We start from the raw sequence: 17579 nt of genomic DNA, 5'->3' as shown, positions 1-17579 counted from the left end.
AGTAGTATCCAGTAAATTGCTCTTGAGGGGTGGCGGCACCATGCCGCGAACCCGAACCGATATCCCTAAGGGATAAACGACCGAAGCGCAATCATCGGAATGATTTCTTTATGAAATTGAAATTCTGTTGCGCGTTCGCCACAGATAATGACGTGGGAACCGGGAAATGCGAGATGGCCACCTGAGGCAGCCATCCCGGCAGGTTTTAAGGTATAACCCTCAGTGTTTCGGGGCGTTTTCGGCCTCGCGGGCCTTCTTTTCCTCGATCCGCCGTTCGAGGTTGGCCCGGGCACGCTTGATTTCCGCTTCCGCGCGTTCGAGCGCTTTCAGGCGCTGCTCCTCCGTGCGGTCGAGCTCATCCTGCAATCCTTTAAGGTCATTCATACGCAGGCGCGTGATATCGCCATTCTGGTTGACCTCAACCTCCAACCCTTCAAGCGCGTCGGCAATGTCGGAACGGGCGTTTTCAAGGTCACGGTGCAACTCCACGCGCAGGCCCTTGATCTTGCCTTCATGCAGGCGAAGTTCCTTCACCCGGGCATTCAGGTCACCATCGTCCATGACATAATGGTCGTAAATCAGTGTATTGGGCGCGGCTTCAAGTGCGTCAATCGTGCCCCTCAGGCTATCCCGGGCGACTTCCAGCACCTTGCGTTCATCGCTGTTGCGGGTTTTCTTAAGCCGGTCATCGATATCCTCAAGCGCCGCGCGCGCATCCCTGATGGCCTTGGCGCTGACCGTCTCAGCCATGCTCGGGTCGGTATCCGCCACCACATGGGTGTTGCTGACAATGATCTTGCCATCCTTCCGGACGATGGTGCTGCCGTCCGACTGAACGGTAATCACCTGTTTCTTATGAACGGTCTTGCCGTCATCCTGACCGCTTGCGTGCGCCAAGCCACCCATCCCTATGAGGGACAGGCCCGCCACCCACACAAGCGCGCGCTTGCCGATGGGCAGCCCCATTTTCATATCTTGGTTCATATCCATTCTGTAATCCTCATCGCATGTCGGTTAAGGACCAGTTGCCAGGAGGCACCGGTTTCTTCACGTTTTTGTGAGACAAGGATGCGGCATATACCGCCAAAAGCAAGATTTTCCGCGACAGGCAGAGTGGAGAATGCGGTAAAAAGCCGGAAAAGGGCCTGATAAGGTTCAGGCGACAGGCAGCAGCAGGGCGGCGACCCGGCGGCCTTCCAGCATCAGGACATTGTAGGTGCGCGCAGCGGCCCCTGTATCCATGATATCGAAACCGATGCCGTTCTGGTCGAGATGGGACCGCACGGCAGCAGGCAGCAGCTGCATCTTTTCCCCCGTCCCGATCAGCAGGATATCGGTTTCATCGGTTCCTTGCGTCATCAGCCGGTCAAAACTGGCGGCAGACAGCTCGGAGACCTCAGTGGCCTCAACCGGATAAAAACCGTCCTTGAGAACGAGGGTCGCGCCTTCGACGCGACGTCCCATCAGGCGGAAACCACCGTCGCCATAGGCTTCGATGAGCAGCAGGTCTTCATCCGACTGCTGCTCGATGGTTATACCGCCTGATTGGATTTTCTGGGTCATACGTCAGAAAGCCTTACATCATGTCGAAAGGCGTCGGCCGCGAATTGTCGACCGTCGGATCTTTCTTCTCGTCCTGCAACATGGCTTCCCGGCGGACATTCAGCATCGGCAGCATCGGCGAGGCGATGAAGATCGAGCTGTAGGTACCGACAACGATGCCCCAGGTCATGGCCGCCGTGAAGCCGCGGATAACCTCGCCCCCGAAGAAGAGGAGCGCAAGCAGGGCAAGAAGCGTGGTGAAGGACGTCATGGTCGTCCGGCTCAGCGTCTGGTTAAGCGACAGGTTGATCAGCTCTTCCAGCGGCATTTTTCGGTATTTGCGGATATTTTCCCGGATACGGTCATAAACCACGACCGTATCGTTGAGACTGTACCCCACGATGGTGAGCAGCGCCGCAATGATCGACAGGTTGAATTCAAGCCCGGTCACGACGAAGAAGCCGATGGTCAGCGATACGTCGTGCGCAAGCGCGACCACCGCCCCCAAGCCGAACTGCCATTCGAACCGGAACCAGATATAGACGAGAACGGCCAGAACAGCGGCGGTCACGGCAATGGTGCCGTCCACCTTCAGCTCACCCGAAACCACGGGGCCAACGATGTTTTCCTGACGGAAGTTGACACCCGGAATGGCTTCGCTAAGCGCAGCCCTGACCTTTTTCATCGCAGCCGTCTGGGCTTTTTCATCGCCCGGCTGGCGTTCGATCTTAATCATGGCTTCGGACTTGCGGCCGTATTCCTTGATCATGACATCGCCGAGATTAAGCTTCGTGAGCGATTCACGAACCTTGGCAAGCGGAACAGCCTGATCCTTGTTGTCCATGCCGATCTCAATCGCCAGACCGCCTTTGAAGTCGATCCCGTAATTGAGGCCTTCGGTGAAGAAGAGCACATAGGAAAGAAGGATCAACACCCCGGAAATGGCCATCGCGATGAAGCGAGGCTTCATGAAGTTGATCTTGGTGTTCTCTGGAACCATACGCAGCAACATGTTCGGTTCCTCCCTTAAATCGGCAGCTTGGCCGGACGACGACGCGTCAGCCAAGTGGCAAGAATGAGACGGGTCTGCAGGACGGCCGTAAACATGGACGTCAGGATACCGATCCCGAGCGTCACGGCAAAGCCCTGTACCGGGCCGGAACCCAGGAGATACAGAAGCACCGCAGCAATGAAAGTGGTGATGTTGGCGTCAACGATGGTCGAGAAAGCCTGACCATAGCCCTGGGCCATGGCGTCAAACGGCTTCCGGCCATTCGACTGCTCTTCCCGCATCCGCTCGAAGATCAGCACGTTGGCGTCCACCGCCATACCGATCGTGAGCACGACACCGGCAATACCCGGCAGCGTCAGCGTCGCTTGGAACAGGCTCAGCGCACCGAGGATAAGCACCACGTTGGTGATAAGCGCGATGTTCGCGGCAACACCAAACCCGCCATAGGTCAACAGCATATAGGCAACCACAAGCGTAAAGCCAATCACGGACGCTTTCTTACCGGCGGCAATAGCGTCGGCACCGAGGGTCGGGCCGACCGTCTGCTGTTCCATGACCGTAAGCGGCACCGGCAGGGCACCAGCCTTCAGAAGCGTCGCCAGTTCCTGTGCATCGGCGGCCGTACCGATACCGGTAATCTGGCCCTGGCCACCCAGGATCGGGCTCTGGATCACCGGCGCGCTGATAACCTGGTTATCGAGCACGATGGCGAACGGACGGCCGATATTGTTCTTGGTATGATTGCCGAACTTCAAAGCCCCTGCGGTATTGAAGGAGAAGGCCACGGCCGGACGGCCATAACGGTCGAAGGCCGCCTTGGCGTCGGTCAGGTCATCCCCCGAGACAATCACCCGGTTCTTAACGACGATCTGACCACCGTCTTTCATCGGCAACACCTTGGTGCCCGGCATTACCCGGCCACGGGCGATATCTTCCGGCGAGGCGTTCGTAACCACGTCATGGAAGGTCAGCTTCGCGGTCTTACCGACGATGTCGATGATCTTCTGCGGGTCGCTTGCCCCCGGCACCTCAAGGACAATCCGGTCCGAGCCCTGCGGCTGGATGGTGATTTCCTTGGTACCGTCCGGGTCGACACGTTTCCGCATCACCTCGATCGCACGGGCAACGGCTTCGCGTTTCTGCACCTCGATGCCTTGGTCGGTCAGCGTCAGCTTGAACTTGCGGCCATCATGGCTCAGTTCCACTTCCTGAACACCGGCCTGCATGATGTTGCCACCGGCAACCGTACTCGCCTTGGTGATCGGCAGCAGCTTTTCGCGGGCCTTTTCGACCATTTCGTCACGGGTGACGTTGAAGACAACCGAGCGTCCATCAATGTGGATGTTCTGGAAGTTCAGACCGTGTTCGGTACGGCGGATGCTGACGACCTGGTCGATCAGGTTATCAAGGCGGGCCTTGATGACATCGTTCGTTTCCGCACCCCACAAAAGGTGAACGCCGCCTTGAAGGTCAAGGCCGAGGCTCAACGTCTTGGACGGCAGGAAGCCCGGCAGCTCGGCGCGTTCGTCGGCGGTCAGGAAGTTTGGCAGGGCTGTCAAGATCCCGTAGAGGATCACCCCAAAAATCATCAGCACTTTCCAGCGCGGAAAGGTCAACATGCTCAGTCCCCTAAACTGAAAGACGCCCGAACCGGTTTTCCGCTCGGGCGTTCTTTTTTATTTTTCTTCGGTCTTGGCCGGCTCGCCCTTGGTGCGCACATCTGAAAGCGTGCCTTTAACCACGCGGATGCGGACGTTTTCAGCGATGTCGACTTCGATTTCGTTATCGTCCTTGACCTTGGCCACCTTGCCGACGATGCCGCCTGCAGTCACAACCGTGTCACCACGGCGAACATTGTTCACCATTTCGCGGTGTTCTTTCATCTTCTTGTTCTGGGGGCGAAGCACCAGGAACCAGAACAGGAGGATGATCGGCAGGAACATGATCAGGCCGTCAAGCATACCGGGCTGCTGCTGGGCCGCACCGGCTGCGGCGGCAAAGACAGGGGTCGAAAACATAGGACAAGAACCTCTCTGATAAGGGCGCCTGATATGCGCCCCCGTTTTTCCATCGCCGGGACTATAGCCGTATTGCCTTCAAATGCAACAGCAAGCCTCGTAAAGGCGGCTGTCCCGTGTTATGCGTTCTCCCCTAGATGGGAGCCAAAGAAAAGGGTTGCAAGTGCCTAAAATCAACAACGGGATCGATCAGGAGACGGGCAAGGCGCTTATTGATGCCATCCACCGCCTGGCAGACACGCTGGAAAGGGTGCAAGGCAAGGCCCAGCCGCTTGTTGTGGAGGACGGTTTCGCCGCATATGTGTTCGAGGCCGAGCACCATGGTTTGCGCCCGGTAAGCCATGTGGCCGCGCCTCACCTCACGCTCCTAAAAGGCATCGACCGCGTCAAAGCAACCCTTCTTGAGAACAGCCGCCGGTTTGCCGCCGGGCTGTCCGCCAACAATGCGCTTCTTTGGGGTGCGCGCGGCATGGGCAAAAGCACGCTGATCAAGGCCGTACAGGGTGCGCTTGCCGCCGAAATGGGGGCCGAGGCGCCTGCGCTCATTGAAATCCACCGGGAGGATATCGCCGCCCTGCCCGCACTCCTCGGCGCGCTGCGCGGGCTTGACCGCCGCTTCATCGTTTACTGTGACGACCTCAGCTTCAACAATCCCGATACCGACTTCAAGGCGCTTAAATCCGTGCTTGAAGGCGGGCTCGAGGGCCGGCCTGACAATGTGGTCTTCTACGCCACCTCCAACCGCCGCCACCTGCTGCCGCGCACGATGATGGAACAGGAAAGCGCCACCGGCATTCATCCGAACGAGTCGATGGACGAAACCATCGCGCTTTCCGACCGGTTTGGCCTGTGGCTCGGGTTTCACCCGTCCGACCAGACAGACTATCTCGCCATGGTCGAAGGTTATCTCAAGGAATTCGGATTGGATGATGTCGACTGGCGGGCCGACGCACTTGAATGGGCGAAGACTCGCGGCAACCGGTCAGGCCGCACGGCCTGGCAGTTTGTCGCTGACATCGCCGGCCGTCACGGCCGTAAAGTCGGCTTTTAATCCAATGAGTTACCGGGACTGCGCTGTCTGCGGCCTGAGGTAACGGAGCGGGTCCAGCACCTGCCGTCCGCGGCGGATTTCAAAATGCAGCTGCGGGGTCATCACCCCACCCGTGGAGCCAACCCGCGCCACCACCTGGCCCTTCTTCACCTGCTGACCGGGCCGCACCAGCAGCCTCTCATTATGGGCATAGGCGGTGATCCAGCCACCGCTGTGGCGGATCAGCAGCAGGTTGCCGTAGCCTTCAAGCGCGTTTGAGGCATAGACGACCACGCCGACCTCAGCCGCCCGGACCGGCGTGCCGCGCGGCGCGATGATATTGATGCCGTCATTATGCAGCCCGCCCGACTTGGGGCCGAACCGGGACGCGAGCTTGCCGCTCACGGGCCAGATAAAGCCGCTGCCGGACCGCGGTGGCGGCGTATAGTGGGTTGTGCTGCGTCTGCCGTGCCGCGTGTGCCGCGACGAAACCTGTGGCTGGGGCGAGACCGACGCGGTTGCCTCCTCCGCGCCCCCCGGCAGCACCAGTTTCTGGCCGATCACCAGCGTATAGGGGGATTTGATGTGGTTGGCTTCCATCAGCTCGGACACTGTCACACCATACTGGCGGGAGATGCCGTAGCTGGTCTCGCCCTTCTGGACCACATGGATTTTGGCCGCAGGCAGGCGAATCTGTTGCCCGACAGACAGTGCATAGGGCGGGCGCATCTTGTTGGCGTCGATCAGGTCCCGGACCGGGATACCGTTTGCGCGCGAAATGGCGAACAGTGTATCACCCTTGCGAACCGTCACCGTGCGCCCTGCCCGAACAGCTGTCGCCCGTGCTCTTGAGGCTTTTCCACTGACACGTTCAGCGTAGGTCGGCTTCGCCTTCGGATACGGCACAGGCACAGGCGCGTTGCGGATTTCGTATACAGGGGGAATGGCGGCAGGCCCTGTCGGGCTATGCCCGCAGGCCGCAAGAAAAGGCAAGCAGAGCCCAGCCCAAAAGGCCGCGCGCAAGATTGCCCGAAACTGTCCTCCACCCATCATGGCTCCACGATACCGAGTTGGAGCAGAAGGAGCAACAGCCCCCTCAGCATATCCTGGCTGCGGTAACAGGAAGGAGAGCATCAGGCCTTGAAAGCGCGCTCGATTTTACCCTGAAGCGCCTGCCGGGTTTCATGGTGGGTAAGGTCCAGATGCAGCGGCGTGACCGAAATCCATTTTTCCCGGACCGACTTCAAATCCGTCTGGTGGCCAGGGATCCCGACCTCACGGCCAAGGCCGAACCAGTAATATTTGAAGCCGCGCGGGTCCACCCGTTCGGTGATGTTGGTGCCGACCATCTGGCGGCGGCCCTGCTCGGTCAGGCGCACCCCACCGATTTCATCGGGGGCGAAGGCCGGGAAATTGACATTCATCAGCACATCGGCGGGCCAGCCCTCATCCAGAAGGTTCTTGATCACCTCAGGCGCATGGCGTTCCGCCGTCTCCCAATAGACCGGTTCATCCGGGCGGATGCACTGGCTGAGCGCGATCGACGGGATGCCCGCAAGCGTACCTTCCATGGCGACCGATACTGTGCCCGAATAGGTAACGTCCTCAGCCAGGTTGCCGCCACGGTTGACGCCGGACAGGATCAGCGTCGGCAGATTGTCCGCCATGATCTTGTTCAGCGCCATCATCACGCAGTCGGTCGGCGTGCCGGAGATGGCCCAGCGTTTAGGTCCCAGTTCCCGCACGCGCAGGGGCCGGGTCAGCGTCAGCGAATGGCTGGCGCCGGACTGCTCGTCCTCAGGTGCGACCACCCAGACATCGTCGGAAAACTGGCGGGCGACGCGCTCAAGGATTTCAAGCCCCGGCGCCCGGATACCATCATCGTTCGAGATCAGGATTCGCTTGGTCGAGACTGGCGCCATGCTCAGACGCCGATCTGGTCGAGGCCGCCCATATAGGGCTTCAGCACCTCAGGAATGCGGATCGAACCGTCTGCCAGCTGGTAGTTTTCCAGAACCGCGATCAGCGTGCGGCCAACCGCAAGGCCCGAGCCATTGAGCGTATGGACGAAGCGGGTGTTCTTCTCGCCCTTCGGACGGCAGCGCATCTTCAGGCGGCGGGCCTGGAAGTCACCACAGACCGAACAGCTGGAAATCTCACGGTATTTGTCCTGCCCCGGCAGCCAGACCTCAATGTCATAGGTGCGGCGCGCGCTGAAACCGATATCACCGGTACACAGCTTGACCACGCGGTACGGCAGCTCAAGCCGCTTCAGCACTTCTTCGGCGCAACCGGTCATGCGTTCCAGCTCATCATCCGATTGTTCCGGGGTCGTAACAGACACCATTTCGACCTTTTCGAACTGGTGCTGGCGGATCATGCCGCGGGTATCACGACCGGCGGAGCCCGCTTCAGCCCGGAAACACTGGCTGTGCGCGGTGAAGCGGAGCGGCAGCGTCTCCTCATCGAGGATTTCACCGGAATGCATGTTGGTGAGCGTGACCTCGGAGGTCGGGATCAGCCAATGATCGGTCGTCGTGCGGAAGGCATCCTCACCGAACTTGGGCAGCTGACCGGTGCCGAAAAGCGCCGTATCGCGCACCATGGCAGGCGTCAGCACCTCGGTATAGCCGTGTTCGCGCGTGTGCAGGTCCAGCATGAACTGGCCGAGCGCGCGCTCAAGCCGGGCGATGCCGCCCTTCAGGATCACGAAGCGCGAACCGGACATTTTGGCCGCGCGCTCGAAGTCCATCAGCCCCATGGCTTCACCGAGGTCGAAATGCTCCTTGGGTGCAAAATCGAATTCGCGCGGGGTGCCCCAGGTGCGTACCTCGACATTATCGTCTTCGCTATCACCCTGCGGGACATCATCATAAACCGCGTTGGGCAGATGCATCATCAGCAGGTTGAGCTGCTCGCCCGCGTTACGCGCGTCTTCTTCAAGCTGGGTCAACTTGTCCTTAAGGCCGCTGACTTCCGCCATCAAGGCCTGGGCTTCTTCTTCGTTGCCCTGGGCTTTGGCCTTGCCGATCAGCTTCGAGGCCTCGTTCCGGCGCGCTTGCGAGGTTTGAGCTTCGGTAATCAGCGCCCTGTGCTTTTCGTCGAGCGCCAGGATTTCGGCGGCACGCGGGTCTTCACCCCGGCGCGCGAGCGCACGGTCGAATTCTTCAGGGTTGTCGCGGATCAGTTTCAGGTCAAACATCGCTTGTCTCTGTCATTTAAAGTTTTGATCGGCCGTCCATGGAAAAAGCTGGGCTTATTCCTCGGATTTGGCGGCACGTTTCTTCTCGGTCGACGCAATCATCAGGATCGAGATTTCATAAAGCAGCAGCATGGGGATGCCAAGGGCGATCTGGCTGATCGGGTCAGGTGGCGTAAGGAACGCCGCGATCAGGAAAATCACCACGATGACATAGCGCCGCTTTTCCCGGAGGCTCGCAGCCGAAATGATGCCTGCCCGGCCCATGAGCGTCAGCGCGACCGGCATCAGGAAAGCTACGCCGAAGCCGAAAATCATCTGCATGACCAGCGAGAGATATTCGCTCACCTTCGCTTCGGCGGCGATGGCGACCATCCCGTGCCCGCCCGTCTGTTCGTAGCTCAAGAGGAATTTCCAGGCGTACGGGATCACCATGAAATAGGCGAGGCAGGCGCCCATCGCGAACAGGACCGGTGTGGCCACCAGGAACGGCAGGAAAGCCCGGCGCTCGCTTTTATAAAGCCCCGGTGCCACGAACTTCCATATCTGCAAGGCGAGCAGCGGGAAGGTCACGATGAAGGCGGCATACAGCGCCACCTTGAGGTTCACGAAGAAACCTTCGGTGAGCGCGGTGTAGATCATCCGCCGCTCATGCCCGTGGGTCTGCGCCATCATGTAAGGCCGCGCGAGGATGTTGAAAATATCCTCGGCGAAATAAAGGCCGATCCCGAAGGCGATAATCAGACCGATCATCACCTTGATCAGACGCGCGCGCAGTTCGATCAGATGATCGAGAAGCGGCGCACGGCTGGCATCGATCTCATCGGGCTCGTCGATAATGTCAGGCTTGGCAGGCAGGGTTTCCTTTTCGGCCCCTGCCTTTTGGCTTTCCGGGCCTTGGTCTTCGGGCGTCATCATGAGCTGGCGCCCTCCCCGTCTTTATCCTTGCTCGCCGTATCGGTGGAGGACTGCTTCTGCGCTTCCTCCATCGCGGCCTTTTCAGCCGCCTCCCGCTCCCGGTTTGCCATGATATGCTTGGTGACTTCCTCGGGGCTCATGCCGGGCTGCAAGCCCTCCTCCTGCCTAAGGTCGGCAAAGGGGTCGGCTTCGCGTGCCACTTCCTGCTCCACCTCGGTCGCCAGCGTGTCGATACCGGCTTTGAACTCGTTGGCCATTTCGCGGATCTTGCGGACAATGGCCCCGGCCGAGCGCAGGAGCCGAGGCAAATCCTTGGGGCCGACCACAATGAGCGCGACGACACCAACGACCAGCACTTCCATTCCGCCGACGTCAAACATGGATTGAGGGCCTCCCGACCCTAGAAGCTACTCTTGAACAAAAGGACAAGCCTTAGGCTTTGTCCTTTTCCTTTTCTTCGGTCTTGACGGTTTCGCCTTCGATCGTGCGCTTGTCTTCGACAGGCTTCGGCGCTTCCGTCACTTCCGGCTCGGCGCCTTCCTTCAGGCCCTTGCGGAAACTGGTGATCCCCTTGGCGACATCGCCCATAAGGTCCGAAATCTTACCGCGACCAAAGAGCAGCATGATCAGAATGATCACAATCGCAATCTGCATCCATCCTGGAAACATAACTATTTATCTCCCTTGCGGGGCACCCCGCCCCTGAAATTCGCTACACTCTATCGTCGCCGACTGCACACAACAAGCTATTGCTCGGCACTTTCGGCGCTATTTTCATCTGCCTCGGTCTGAGGCGCCGGATTGCGTCTGCTGTCAGCCGCTTCGCGTTCGGACCGGGCGATCGCATCCTCAAGGTCGATCTGCGCGTCTTCCTGCTCCAGCGCTTCGGCGGGCGACGGCATCCCGCCCAATTTATCGAGCGCGACATCGACACTGTCGAGAAGACCCGCAGCCTTCAAATCTGCCATACCCGGCAGGTCTTTAACACTTTCGAGACCAAAGTGAACCAGAAAACCTTCGCTGGTACCATAGGTTACCGGACGGCCCGGCGTCCGCCTGCGCCCCATCATCCGGACCCAGCCCGCTTCGATCAGAACATCAAGCGTACCCTTGGAAATGGTGACCCCTCGGATCTCCTCGATCTCTGCCCGCGTGACCGGCTGGTGATAGGCGATGATCGCCATGGTTTCCACCGCCGCGCGGGAGAGCTTCCTGGGCTCATCCACTTCCCGGCGGAGCAGGAAGGCCAGGTCGGCCGCCGTGCGGAACATATATTTGCCCGCCACATAAACGAGGTTGACGCCTGCGGTGGCATAGGACTCCGTCAGGGCCTCGATATGCATGGCGACATCGACACCATCAGGCAGGCGTTCGGCGATTTCCTCAACCGACATGGGGTTTTCGCTCGCGAACAAGGTCGCTTCGACCATGCGCCGGTGTTCAATTGCTTGTACCGGTGCCTTTTCTGGCGCTTGTTCTGTCGTCTGCTCTGGCAGGCTTTCGGAAATGTCTGTCATTCAGGTCTGTCACTTCATGCGGTCAAAAATCATTCTGGAGCCGCGCCGTCATCGCCGCTGCGCTGCTTCAGATAAATCGGGCCGAAGGTTTCCATCTGCCTCAGCTCGGCATGGCCTTGGCGCGCCAGTTCCAGGCTGGCGGCGAACATGCTGGCAAGCGCGGAACGCCTGAGCCTGTCGTCCTTCAGATTGTTCGGCAAAAAGGTTGCAAGCCGCGCCCAGGTAAAGGTTTTGCCAATCAGGCCCGAAAGCCTGTCGATGGCATCCTCAAGGGCATAAACCGGGCGGCGTTCAATGCGGATTTCGGTAATCGAATGGCGCTGGCAATTTTCAGCATAGGCCTTGAGAAGCTCATAGAGCGTCAGGTCATAGGCGCCATTCTTCATAAGCTTCAGGCCTTCGGGCTGGCCGCGGCGGAATACCTCACGCCCCATGCGGTCCCGCGCCATGAGCTGGGCCCCGGCTTCGCGCATGGCTTCCAGCCGTTGCAGCCTGAGTTGCAGACGGAAGGCCAGTTCCTCGGCCGAGGGTTCCTCGTCATCGTCATCCTTCGGCAGCAGCAAGCGGGATTTTAGGTAGGCAAGCCACGCCGCCATCACCAGATAGTCAGCCGCCAGCTCCAGCTTCAGCTTCTTCGCCGCTGTCACGAATTCAAGGAACTGTTCGACAAGCTCCAGGATCGATATCTGCGTGAGGTCGACCTTCTGCGCCCGGGCAAGCACCAGAAGCACGTCCAAAGGCCCTTCGAACCCGTCCATATGCAGGACAAGCTGGTTAGGGTCTGTTCGACCGGCCATCTCGGGCTTTATGTCTTCCTCAAAATCCATGTTTTAGAATGCAGACAGTCCGAATACGCCAATGATAGCACTGGCCAGCATATAAGTCGGCGTCACGATTATGCCCGGCGCCACGATAATAATGCCCAAGATAATCAGAAAAGCATAGGGTTCTACGGAGCGGAAGCCCTGCGCGAAGTGATACGGCAGGAATTGTTCCAGCAGTTTGCCACCATCCAGTGGCGGGATCGGCAGGATGTTGAGGACCAGGAACATGCAGTTCATCAGCACACCGAAAGCCGTGGTATTGACGATCCAGCTATTGGCCGTGAGGCCATAATTGACCGCGAGCCGCATCAGCCCGGCGGACAGAAAAGCGAGGGTCAGGTTCGTCAGCGGCCCCGCAAGCGCCATCAGCGCCAGATCCCGGCGCAATTTGCGGAAGAAGGCGCTTTGAACCACGACCGGCTTGGCAAAACCGAGCAGGAAAGGCATTCCCGACAGGAAGCTGATCGCCGGCAGGAGCCCGGTATAGATCGGGTGTGCATGAACGAGCGGGTTCAGCGACATACGGCCAGATGCCTTCTGGGTCTGATCCCCCAGCTTGTAAGCCATGAAGGAACGCCCTGCTTCCCGCAAGGTTACAGCGACCAGGAACGGCAGCGCCATCACGCTTAGAAGCAAAACTCGGTTGGAAATAAACTCCATCAGCTCGTCCTCAAAACTTGGCCATCAGGGCGTCATAACGCGCACGGATATCGCCGCGGTCCGCCATTGGCATCTTATCAGCCTGGGATATAAGTGTCGCCAGACGTTTCTCAAGCGCCTGTGCGGCAGGCGGACAGGCGCTTGCGACAGCCTGCATCTCGTCCATATCGCCGTTACAGTGCAGAACCAGGTCGCAGCCCGCCTCCAGCGCGCCCTTCGTCCGTGCGGCAAAATCACCCGAAAGCGCCTTCATCGACAGGTCGTCCGACATCAAAAGCCCGCTGAAGCCGAGGCTCATGCGGATGACACGGCCGATCACGACCCGCGACAGCGTCGCGGGTTCCCGCGCATCAATGTCGCTATAGACGATATGGGCAGTCATGGCGAAAGGCGCATCCTTCAGCGCCTTGAAGGGCACGAAATCCTTTTGTTGAAGGTCGGCCAAAGGCGTATCCACCACCGGCAGGGCCAGATGGCTGTCCTGCGTGGCGCGGCCATGACCGGGGATATGCTTGATAACCGGCAGCACGCCGCTTGCCATCAGGGCATCGACGGCGATACGGCCCAGGGCCGCCACCAGGTCCGGATCGTGCGAGAACGCCCGGTCGCCGATGATGGGGTCGGCATCACCCTGCGGCAGGTCCAGAACCGGCAGGCAGTCGACATTGATGCCCAGGCGCCTGAGGTCATCCGCAATCATCCGGCAATTGAGCCTGAGTGCACTGGCCGCCAGGGTCGGGTCCTTGGCCGCCATGTCGCCGAAGGTCGCCATCGGCGGATAGGCACGCCAGTGGGGCGCCTTCAGCCGCTGGACGCGGCCACCTTCCTGGTCGATCAGGATCGGCACCTTGGTGCGGCCAACGCTTTCCTTGAGTTCCCGGACAAGCACCCGAACCTGATCCGGGCTTTCGATATTGCGGGCGAAAAGGATGAACCCCGCCGGTTTGATCCGGCCAAAGAAGGCACGTTCGGTAGCGGTAAGGCTCGTGCCCGAGCAGCCGAATATGACAGGGATCATCGGTAAGCCTTTACGGGTTTACAACAATGCAAGCCTGCTGGCGTGCCCGGAGACCCAAACAGATGGCATCGGCCGCAGCGCGGTTTGCAAGCGGCCCGACACGAAGCCGGTAAAGCGTACGGTCGCCGGACTGGACGGGCTCATAGCTCGCCTTTACATCATCCCCCAGGATCGACCGGTATTTACCCCGGATAACCCGCCAGGCAGAGGCCGCGCCTTTTTCAGACCCATAAGCCCCAAGCTGTACCTGATAGGCTTTGCTGGCCGGAACCGCAGGCTTTGCTTCGGCCTTCTGGGCCGGAGGCGTTACCGTCTTCGGTGCTTCAGTGACCTCAGCTTTGCGCGGGGCTGGTTTAGGCTCGGGCTGAGACGCCGCGGGCATAGATGCGGCAGCCTGCGTATCGGTCGCCGTCTCCGTGCTTTCCGTCGGCAGATGATCGACCGGCTGCTCAGGCTGGGCGCCAAGTTTCACGGCGCTGCGCACCGGCTCGCCGTCGGCCTGCTCGAATACTTTCTTGTCCTGGTAAGGCACATCCATGCCACCGGGATCAGCCGGTTTTTCCTTATAGGTCGTCTGGGGCGCGGTGATATGGCGCGCCGGGCCGCTTTCCGTATGCTCGTAAAGCGTCCACATGACAGCCCCGAAAAGCACGATCACCGTGACGGCGGCGCCCGCCGAAATTATCAGCTTGCGGCGGCCGGTGAAAAAGCCTTCGGGCTCTTCATCTTCCGGGACCGCCTGCAGCCACGGCGGCGTGTCCTTATCCGGCATTGTCCCCTTTTCCCTATCGTCGCTCATTAGCGCATTTCCTCCACGGGCTTGACCCCCAGGACCGCGAGGCCGCTTGCGATCACAAGCGCCACGGCGCGGATAAGCGCCAGGCGCGCCCTGGTCAGCGCCTCATCCCCCTCGATAACGAAGCGGAGCGAGGCATCTTCGTTCCCTTTGTTCCAGAAGGTATGAAACTCGGACGCAAGATCATAGAGGAAAAATGCGATCCGGTGGGGCTCATGTGCCTCGGCGGCCTGCTCGACCAGCCTGGGCCAGGCCGCACACTGCTTGATCATCGCGATCTCGCTGGGGTGATTGATCGCGTGCAGATCAGCGCCCGAAAGCCCTGCGTCAGAGGTATCCAGGCCGCCGAATGCCTCAGCCGCCTTCCGGAGCACCGAACAGATACGGGCATGGGCATACTGGACATAGAAGACCGGGTTGTCCTTCGACTGTTCCATCACCTTGTTGAAGTCAAAGTCGAGCGGCGCATCGTTCTTACGGGTGAGCATGATGAAGCGGGTGACATCCTTGCCAACCTCTTCCACCACTTCACGCAGCGTGACGAAGGTCCCTGCCCGCTTGGACATCTTGACCGGTTCGCCGTTCCGGAACAGGCGCACGAGCTGGCACAGCTTGACATCGAGCGTGCCATCCTCGGAAAGCGCCTTCACGGCAGCCTGCATCCGCTTGACATAACCGCCATGATCGGCGCCGAGCACGTCGATCATCTGCTTGTAACCGCGCACGAACTTGTCGTGGTGGTAAGCGATGTCGGCGGCGAAATAGGTGAATTCGCCCGTCGATTTCTGGAGCGGCCGGTCGACGTCATCGCCGAAGTCGGTGGCGCGGAACAGCGTCTGTTCGCGCGGCTCCCAATCTTCCGGCTTCTTGCCTTTCGGCGGCTCGAGCACGCCTTCATAGATGTGGCCGCGCTGGCGCAGCACCTCGACCGCCTCGCCGATCCGGTCGGAAGCATGAAGCGCACGCTCCGAGAAGAAGACCTCATGCTCAACACCCAGCGTCGCCAGGTCATCGCGGATCATGTCCATCATGGCGTTCGAGGCTTCGACCTTGAAAAGGGCGAGCCATTCACTTTCCGGCGCATCCAGATACTGGTCGCCATATTTGGCCTTCAGCGCCTCGCCCACCGGCACCAGGTAATCCCCCGGGTAAAGCCCCTCGGGGATTTCACCGATATCGCGGCCATAGGCTTCCTGGTAGCGGAGGTGCGCCGACCGCGCGAGCGTGTCGATCTGGCTGCCCGCGTCGTTGATGTAATATTCCTTGCAGACCTCATAGCCAGCCTTCTGGAGAAGGTTGGCCAGCGCGTCCCCGAACACGGCGCCGCGAACGTGGCCCACATGCATCGGGCCGGTCGGGTTTGCGGAAACATATTCCACATTCACCTTGTCGCCGCCGCCCATCTGGCTGTCACCGAAATGAGTGCCTGCCTCGAGAATGGCCTTCACCTGCGCCTGCCAGTAACTGGCTGCGATCGTCATGTTGATAAAGCCGGGACCGGCGATATCGACCTTCTCGACCTCAGGCAGCGCTTCCAGCTTGCCTGCGAGCAGCGTGGCGATCTCCCGCGGGTTCATCTTCGCCTGCTTCGACAGCACCAGCGCCGCGTTGATGGCAATGTCACCATGAGACGCATCCCGGGGCGGCTCAACCGCGATATTGCGGGTATCCAGGCCCTCGGGCAGTGCACCGGTGTTAGCGAGATCCTTCAGGGCCGCATCAACGGCGTCCCGGAAATGGGTAAAAACATTCATAGCGATACTCGGTTCAGGTCAAATAGTTTGGCGTGCTCACGGAAAGCGAAACGGTCGGTCATACCAGCAATGAAATCGGCCACCACACGGGCGGTTTCAGCCGAATTCGGGGCACCGGCGCGCGCGTTCCATTCCGTCGGCAGGCATTCGGGTTCGGAGATATACAGGTTGAACAGGTCCAAGACCACCCTTTTTGCCTTGCTGCCCATGCGGTTGACCAGATAGTGGCGGTACATGCGTTCGAACAGGAAGCCCTTGAGAGTCTTGACGGCGTCGGCCATATCCTTGCCGAAGGCGATGACAGGGCCACCGGCGTTCCGGATATCGTCCGGTGTATCCGGGTCCAGCGCCTGGATGCGCTTGCCGCTTTCAACCATCAGGTCGGCGATCATGCGGTTGATCAGGCGGCGCACCAGCTCATGGATCATCACATCCTTGGGCGCGTCCGGATAGGTCCATTTCACTTCATCGATCAGCTGCATGACGACTGGGATATTCTTGAGCTCATCCAGCTCGAACAGACCGGCGCGCAGGCCGTCATCCAGGTCATGGCTCGAATAGGCGATATCGTCGGCGAGCGCCGCGATCTGCGCTTCGGCCGACGGCCAGGTATGCAGCATCAAGTCGTTTTCCGGCAGGTAATCCCGGAAACCGAACGGCAAACTTTCCGGCGGATTGGTATGATCGATCGGCTTATCAACCAGCGGGCCATTATGTTTGGCGAGGCCCTCAAGCGTCTCCCACGTCAGGTTCAAGCCTTCGAAGGAGGCATAGCGGTGCTCCAGCCGGGTCAAGAGACGGAGCGCCTGGGCGTTATGGTCGAAACCGTCGAAATCCTTCATACACTCGTTGATCACCGTCTCGCCGATGTGGCCGAACGGCGGATGGCCGAGGTCATGGGCGAGCGCGAGCGCTTCGCCGAGGTCCTCATTCAGATGCATCGAGCGGCAGATCGACCGCGCGATCTGCGCGACTTCAAGCGAATGGGTCAACCGCGTCCTAAAATGGTCGCCCTCATGATAGACGAAAACCTGGGTCTTGTGCTTCAGCCGCCGGAAGCTGGATGAATGGATGACCCGGTCGCGGTCGCGCTGGTAGCAGCTCCGATTCGCGGTTTCCGGTTCCTTGAACACACGGCCACGGGTTTCGGACGGCTTGCAGGCGTAGGGCGCCAAAATGTCTTCATAGCGCGGCAGCGGGTCGGTCATTGTCTTCCCCCAAGGAGCAAAAGGAACAAGTCTGTGTTCCGCGAGGACACGTCCCCGCGCGGTTTTCGGCACATTATCGCCGC

General features: G+C 59.9%; 19 protein-coding genes. 1 reads left to right on the top strand and 18 read right to left on the bottom strand.

Translation table 11 applies throughout. The features are described 5' to 3' along the window. Positions 1 to 219: 219 nt before the first annotated feature. The 5 genes from K6118_RS14300 to yajC form a co-directional block, all read right to left on the bottom strand. Entirely contained in the window at positions 220 to 990 is a 771-nt protein-coding gene (locus K6118_RS14300; RefSeq protein ID WP_247121167.1) for an AAA family ATPase, read from the bottom strand. A 165-nt stretch (positions 991 to 1155) separates the two neighbouring features. Beyond that, positions 1156 to 1563 carry an Mth938-like domain-containing protein gene (locus K6118_RS14295; RefSeq protein ID WP_247121166.1) on the bottom strand — a complete coding sequence of 136 codons (408 nt, stop codon included), beginning with the start codon at positions 1561 to 1563 and terminating at the stop codon, positions 1156 to 1158. Between the two features lie 13 nt (positions 1564 to 1576). Beyond that, positions 1577 to 2554, bottom strand: a complete 978-nt coding sequence (gene secF, locus K6118_RS14290; RefSeq protein WP_247121165.1) for a protein translocase subunit SecF — start codon at positions 2552 to 2554, stop codon at positions 1577 to 1579. 14 nt (positions 2555 to 2568) lie between these two features. Continuing rightward, entirely contained in the window at positions 2569 to 4173 is a 1605-nt protein-coding gene (gene secD, locus K6118_RS14285; RefSeq protein WP_247121164.1) for a protein translocase subunit SecD, read from the bottom strand. 57 nt (positions 4174 to 4230) lie between these two features. Continuing rightward, the gene (gene yajC / locus K6118_RS14280) at positions 4231 to 4572 is read right to left on the bottom strand and encodes a preprotein translocase subunit YajC (RefSeq protein ID WP_247121163.1); all 342 of its coding nucleotides are present in this window, start codon (positions 4570 to 4572) and stop codon (positions 4231 to 4233) included. A gap of 172 nt (positions 4573 to 4744) precedes the next feature. Here yajC and K6118_RS14275 point away from each other — a divergent pair, with 172 nt between their 5' ends. Next, positions 4745 to 5623 (top strand): ATP-binding protein, encoded by an 879-nt coding sequence (locus K6118_RS14275; RefSeq protein ID WP_425531556.1) that lies wholly within the window; start codon positions 4745 to 4747, stop codon positions 5621 to 5623. Positions 5624 to 5632: 9 nt separating this feature from the next. Here K6118_RS14275 and K6118_RS14270 read toward each other — a convergent pair whose 3' ends face one another. From K6118_RS14270 to K6118_RS14210, 13 genes are all read right to left on the bottom strand, one after another. Continuing rightward, positions 5633 to 6415, bottom strand: coding sequence for a LysM peptidoglycan-binding domain-containing protein (locus K6118_RS14270; protein WP_247121161.1), 783 nt, complete (start codon positions 6413 to 6415; stop codon positions 5633 to 5635). Between the two features lie 320 nt (positions 6416 to 6735). Continuing rightward, positions 6736 to 7524, bottom strand: a complete 789-nt coding sequence (surE, locus tag K6118_RS14265; RefSeq protein WP_247121160.1) for a 5'/3'-nucleotidase SurE — start codon at positions 7522 to 7524, stop codon at positions 6736 to 6738. Positions 7525 to 7526: 2 nt separating this feature from the next. Further along, positions 7527 to 8804 (bottom strand): serine--tRNA ligase, encoded by a 1278-nt coding sequence (gene serS / locus K6118_RS14260; RefSeq protein WP_247121159.1) that lies wholly within the window; start codon positions 8802 to 8804, stop codon positions 7527 to 7529. A 54-nt stretch (positions 8805 to 8858) separates the two neighbouring features. Next, positions 8859 to 9719, bottom strand: a complete 861-nt coding sequence (tatC, locus tag K6118_RS14255) for a twin-arginine translocase subunit TatC (RefSeq protein WP_247121158.1) — start codon at positions 9717 to 9719, stop codon at positions 8859 to 8861. Further along, positions 9716 to 10099, bottom strand: coding sequence for a Sec-independent protein translocase protein TatB (gene tatB, locus K6118_RS14250; protein ID WP_247121157.1), 384 nt, complete (start codon positions 10097 to 10099; stop codon positions 9716 to 9718). The genes tatC and tatB overlap by 4 nt, the downstream gene beginning before the upstream one ends. A gap of 52 nt (positions 10100 to 10151) precedes the next feature. Continuing rightward, positions 10152 to 10388 (bottom strand): twin-arginine translocase TatA/TatE family subunit, encoded by a 237-nt coding sequence (locus K6118_RS14245; RefSeq protein WP_247121156.1) that lies wholly within the window; start codon positions 10386 to 10388, stop codon positions 10152 to 10154. Between the two features lie 77 nt (positions 10389 to 10465). Then, on the bottom strand, positions 10466 to 11236 hold the full coding sequence (gene scpB, locus K6118_RS14240; protein ID WP_247121155.1) for an SMC-Scp complex subunit ScpB: 771 nt from the start codon (positions 11234 to 11236) through the stop codon (positions 10466 to 10468). 29 nt (positions 11237 to 11265) lie between these two features. Then, the gene (locus K6118_RS14235) at positions 11266 to 12033 is read right to left on the bottom strand and encodes a segregation and condensation protein A (RefSeq protein WP_247121154.1); all 768 of its coding nucleotides are present in this window, start codon (positions 12031 to 12033) and stop codon (positions 11266 to 11268) included. A 33-nt stretch (positions 12034 to 12066) separates the two neighbouring features. Next, the gene (locus K6118_RS14230) at positions 12067 to 12720 is read right to left on the bottom strand and encodes a site-2 protease family protein (protein ID WP_247121153.1); all 654 of its coding nucleotides are present in this window, start codon (positions 12718 to 12720) and stop codon (positions 12067 to 12069) included. 10 nt (positions 12721 to 12730) lie between these two features. Continuing rightward, a complete protein-coding gene (nagZ, locus tag K6118_RS14225) occupies positions 12731 to 13738 on the bottom strand; it encodes a beta-N-acetylhexosaminidase (protein ID WP_247121152.1) in 1008 nt (335 codons plus the stop codon). A gap of 10 nt (positions 13739 to 13748) precedes the next feature. Further along, positions 13749 to 14537, bottom strand: a complete 789-nt coding sequence (locus K6118_RS14220; RefSeq protein ID WP_247121151.1) for an SPOR domain-containing protein — start codon at positions 14535 to 14537, stop codon at positions 13749 to 13751. Next, positions 14537 to 16288, bottom strand: a complete 1752-nt coding sequence (gene argS / locus K6118_RS14215) for an arginine--tRNA ligase (RefSeq protein ID WP_247121150.1) — start codon at positions 16286 to 16288, stop codon at positions 14537 to 14539. Before argS ends, K6118_RS14220 begins: the two co-directional genes overlap by 1 nt. Continuing rightward, complete coding sequence (locus K6118_RS14210; RefSeq protein ID WP_247121149.1) at positions 16285 to 17496, bottom strand: deoxyguanosinetriphosphate triphosphohydrolase; 1212 nt, start codon at positions 17494 to 17496, stop codon at positions 16285 to 16287. Before K6118_RS14210 ends, argS begins: the two co-directional genes overlap by 4 nt. Positions 17497 to 17579: the final 83 nt, after the last annotated feature.

It is taken from the genome of Kordiimonas marina, assembly GCF_023006325.1.
Classification (GTDB): domain Bacteria; phylum Pseudomonadota; class Alphaproteobacteria; order Sphingomonadales; family Kordiimonadaceae; genus Kordiimonas; species Kordiimonas marina.
The sequence above is the reverse complement of the archived record's forward strand: the minus strand, read 5'-3'. Positions and strand labels throughout refer to the sequence as shown.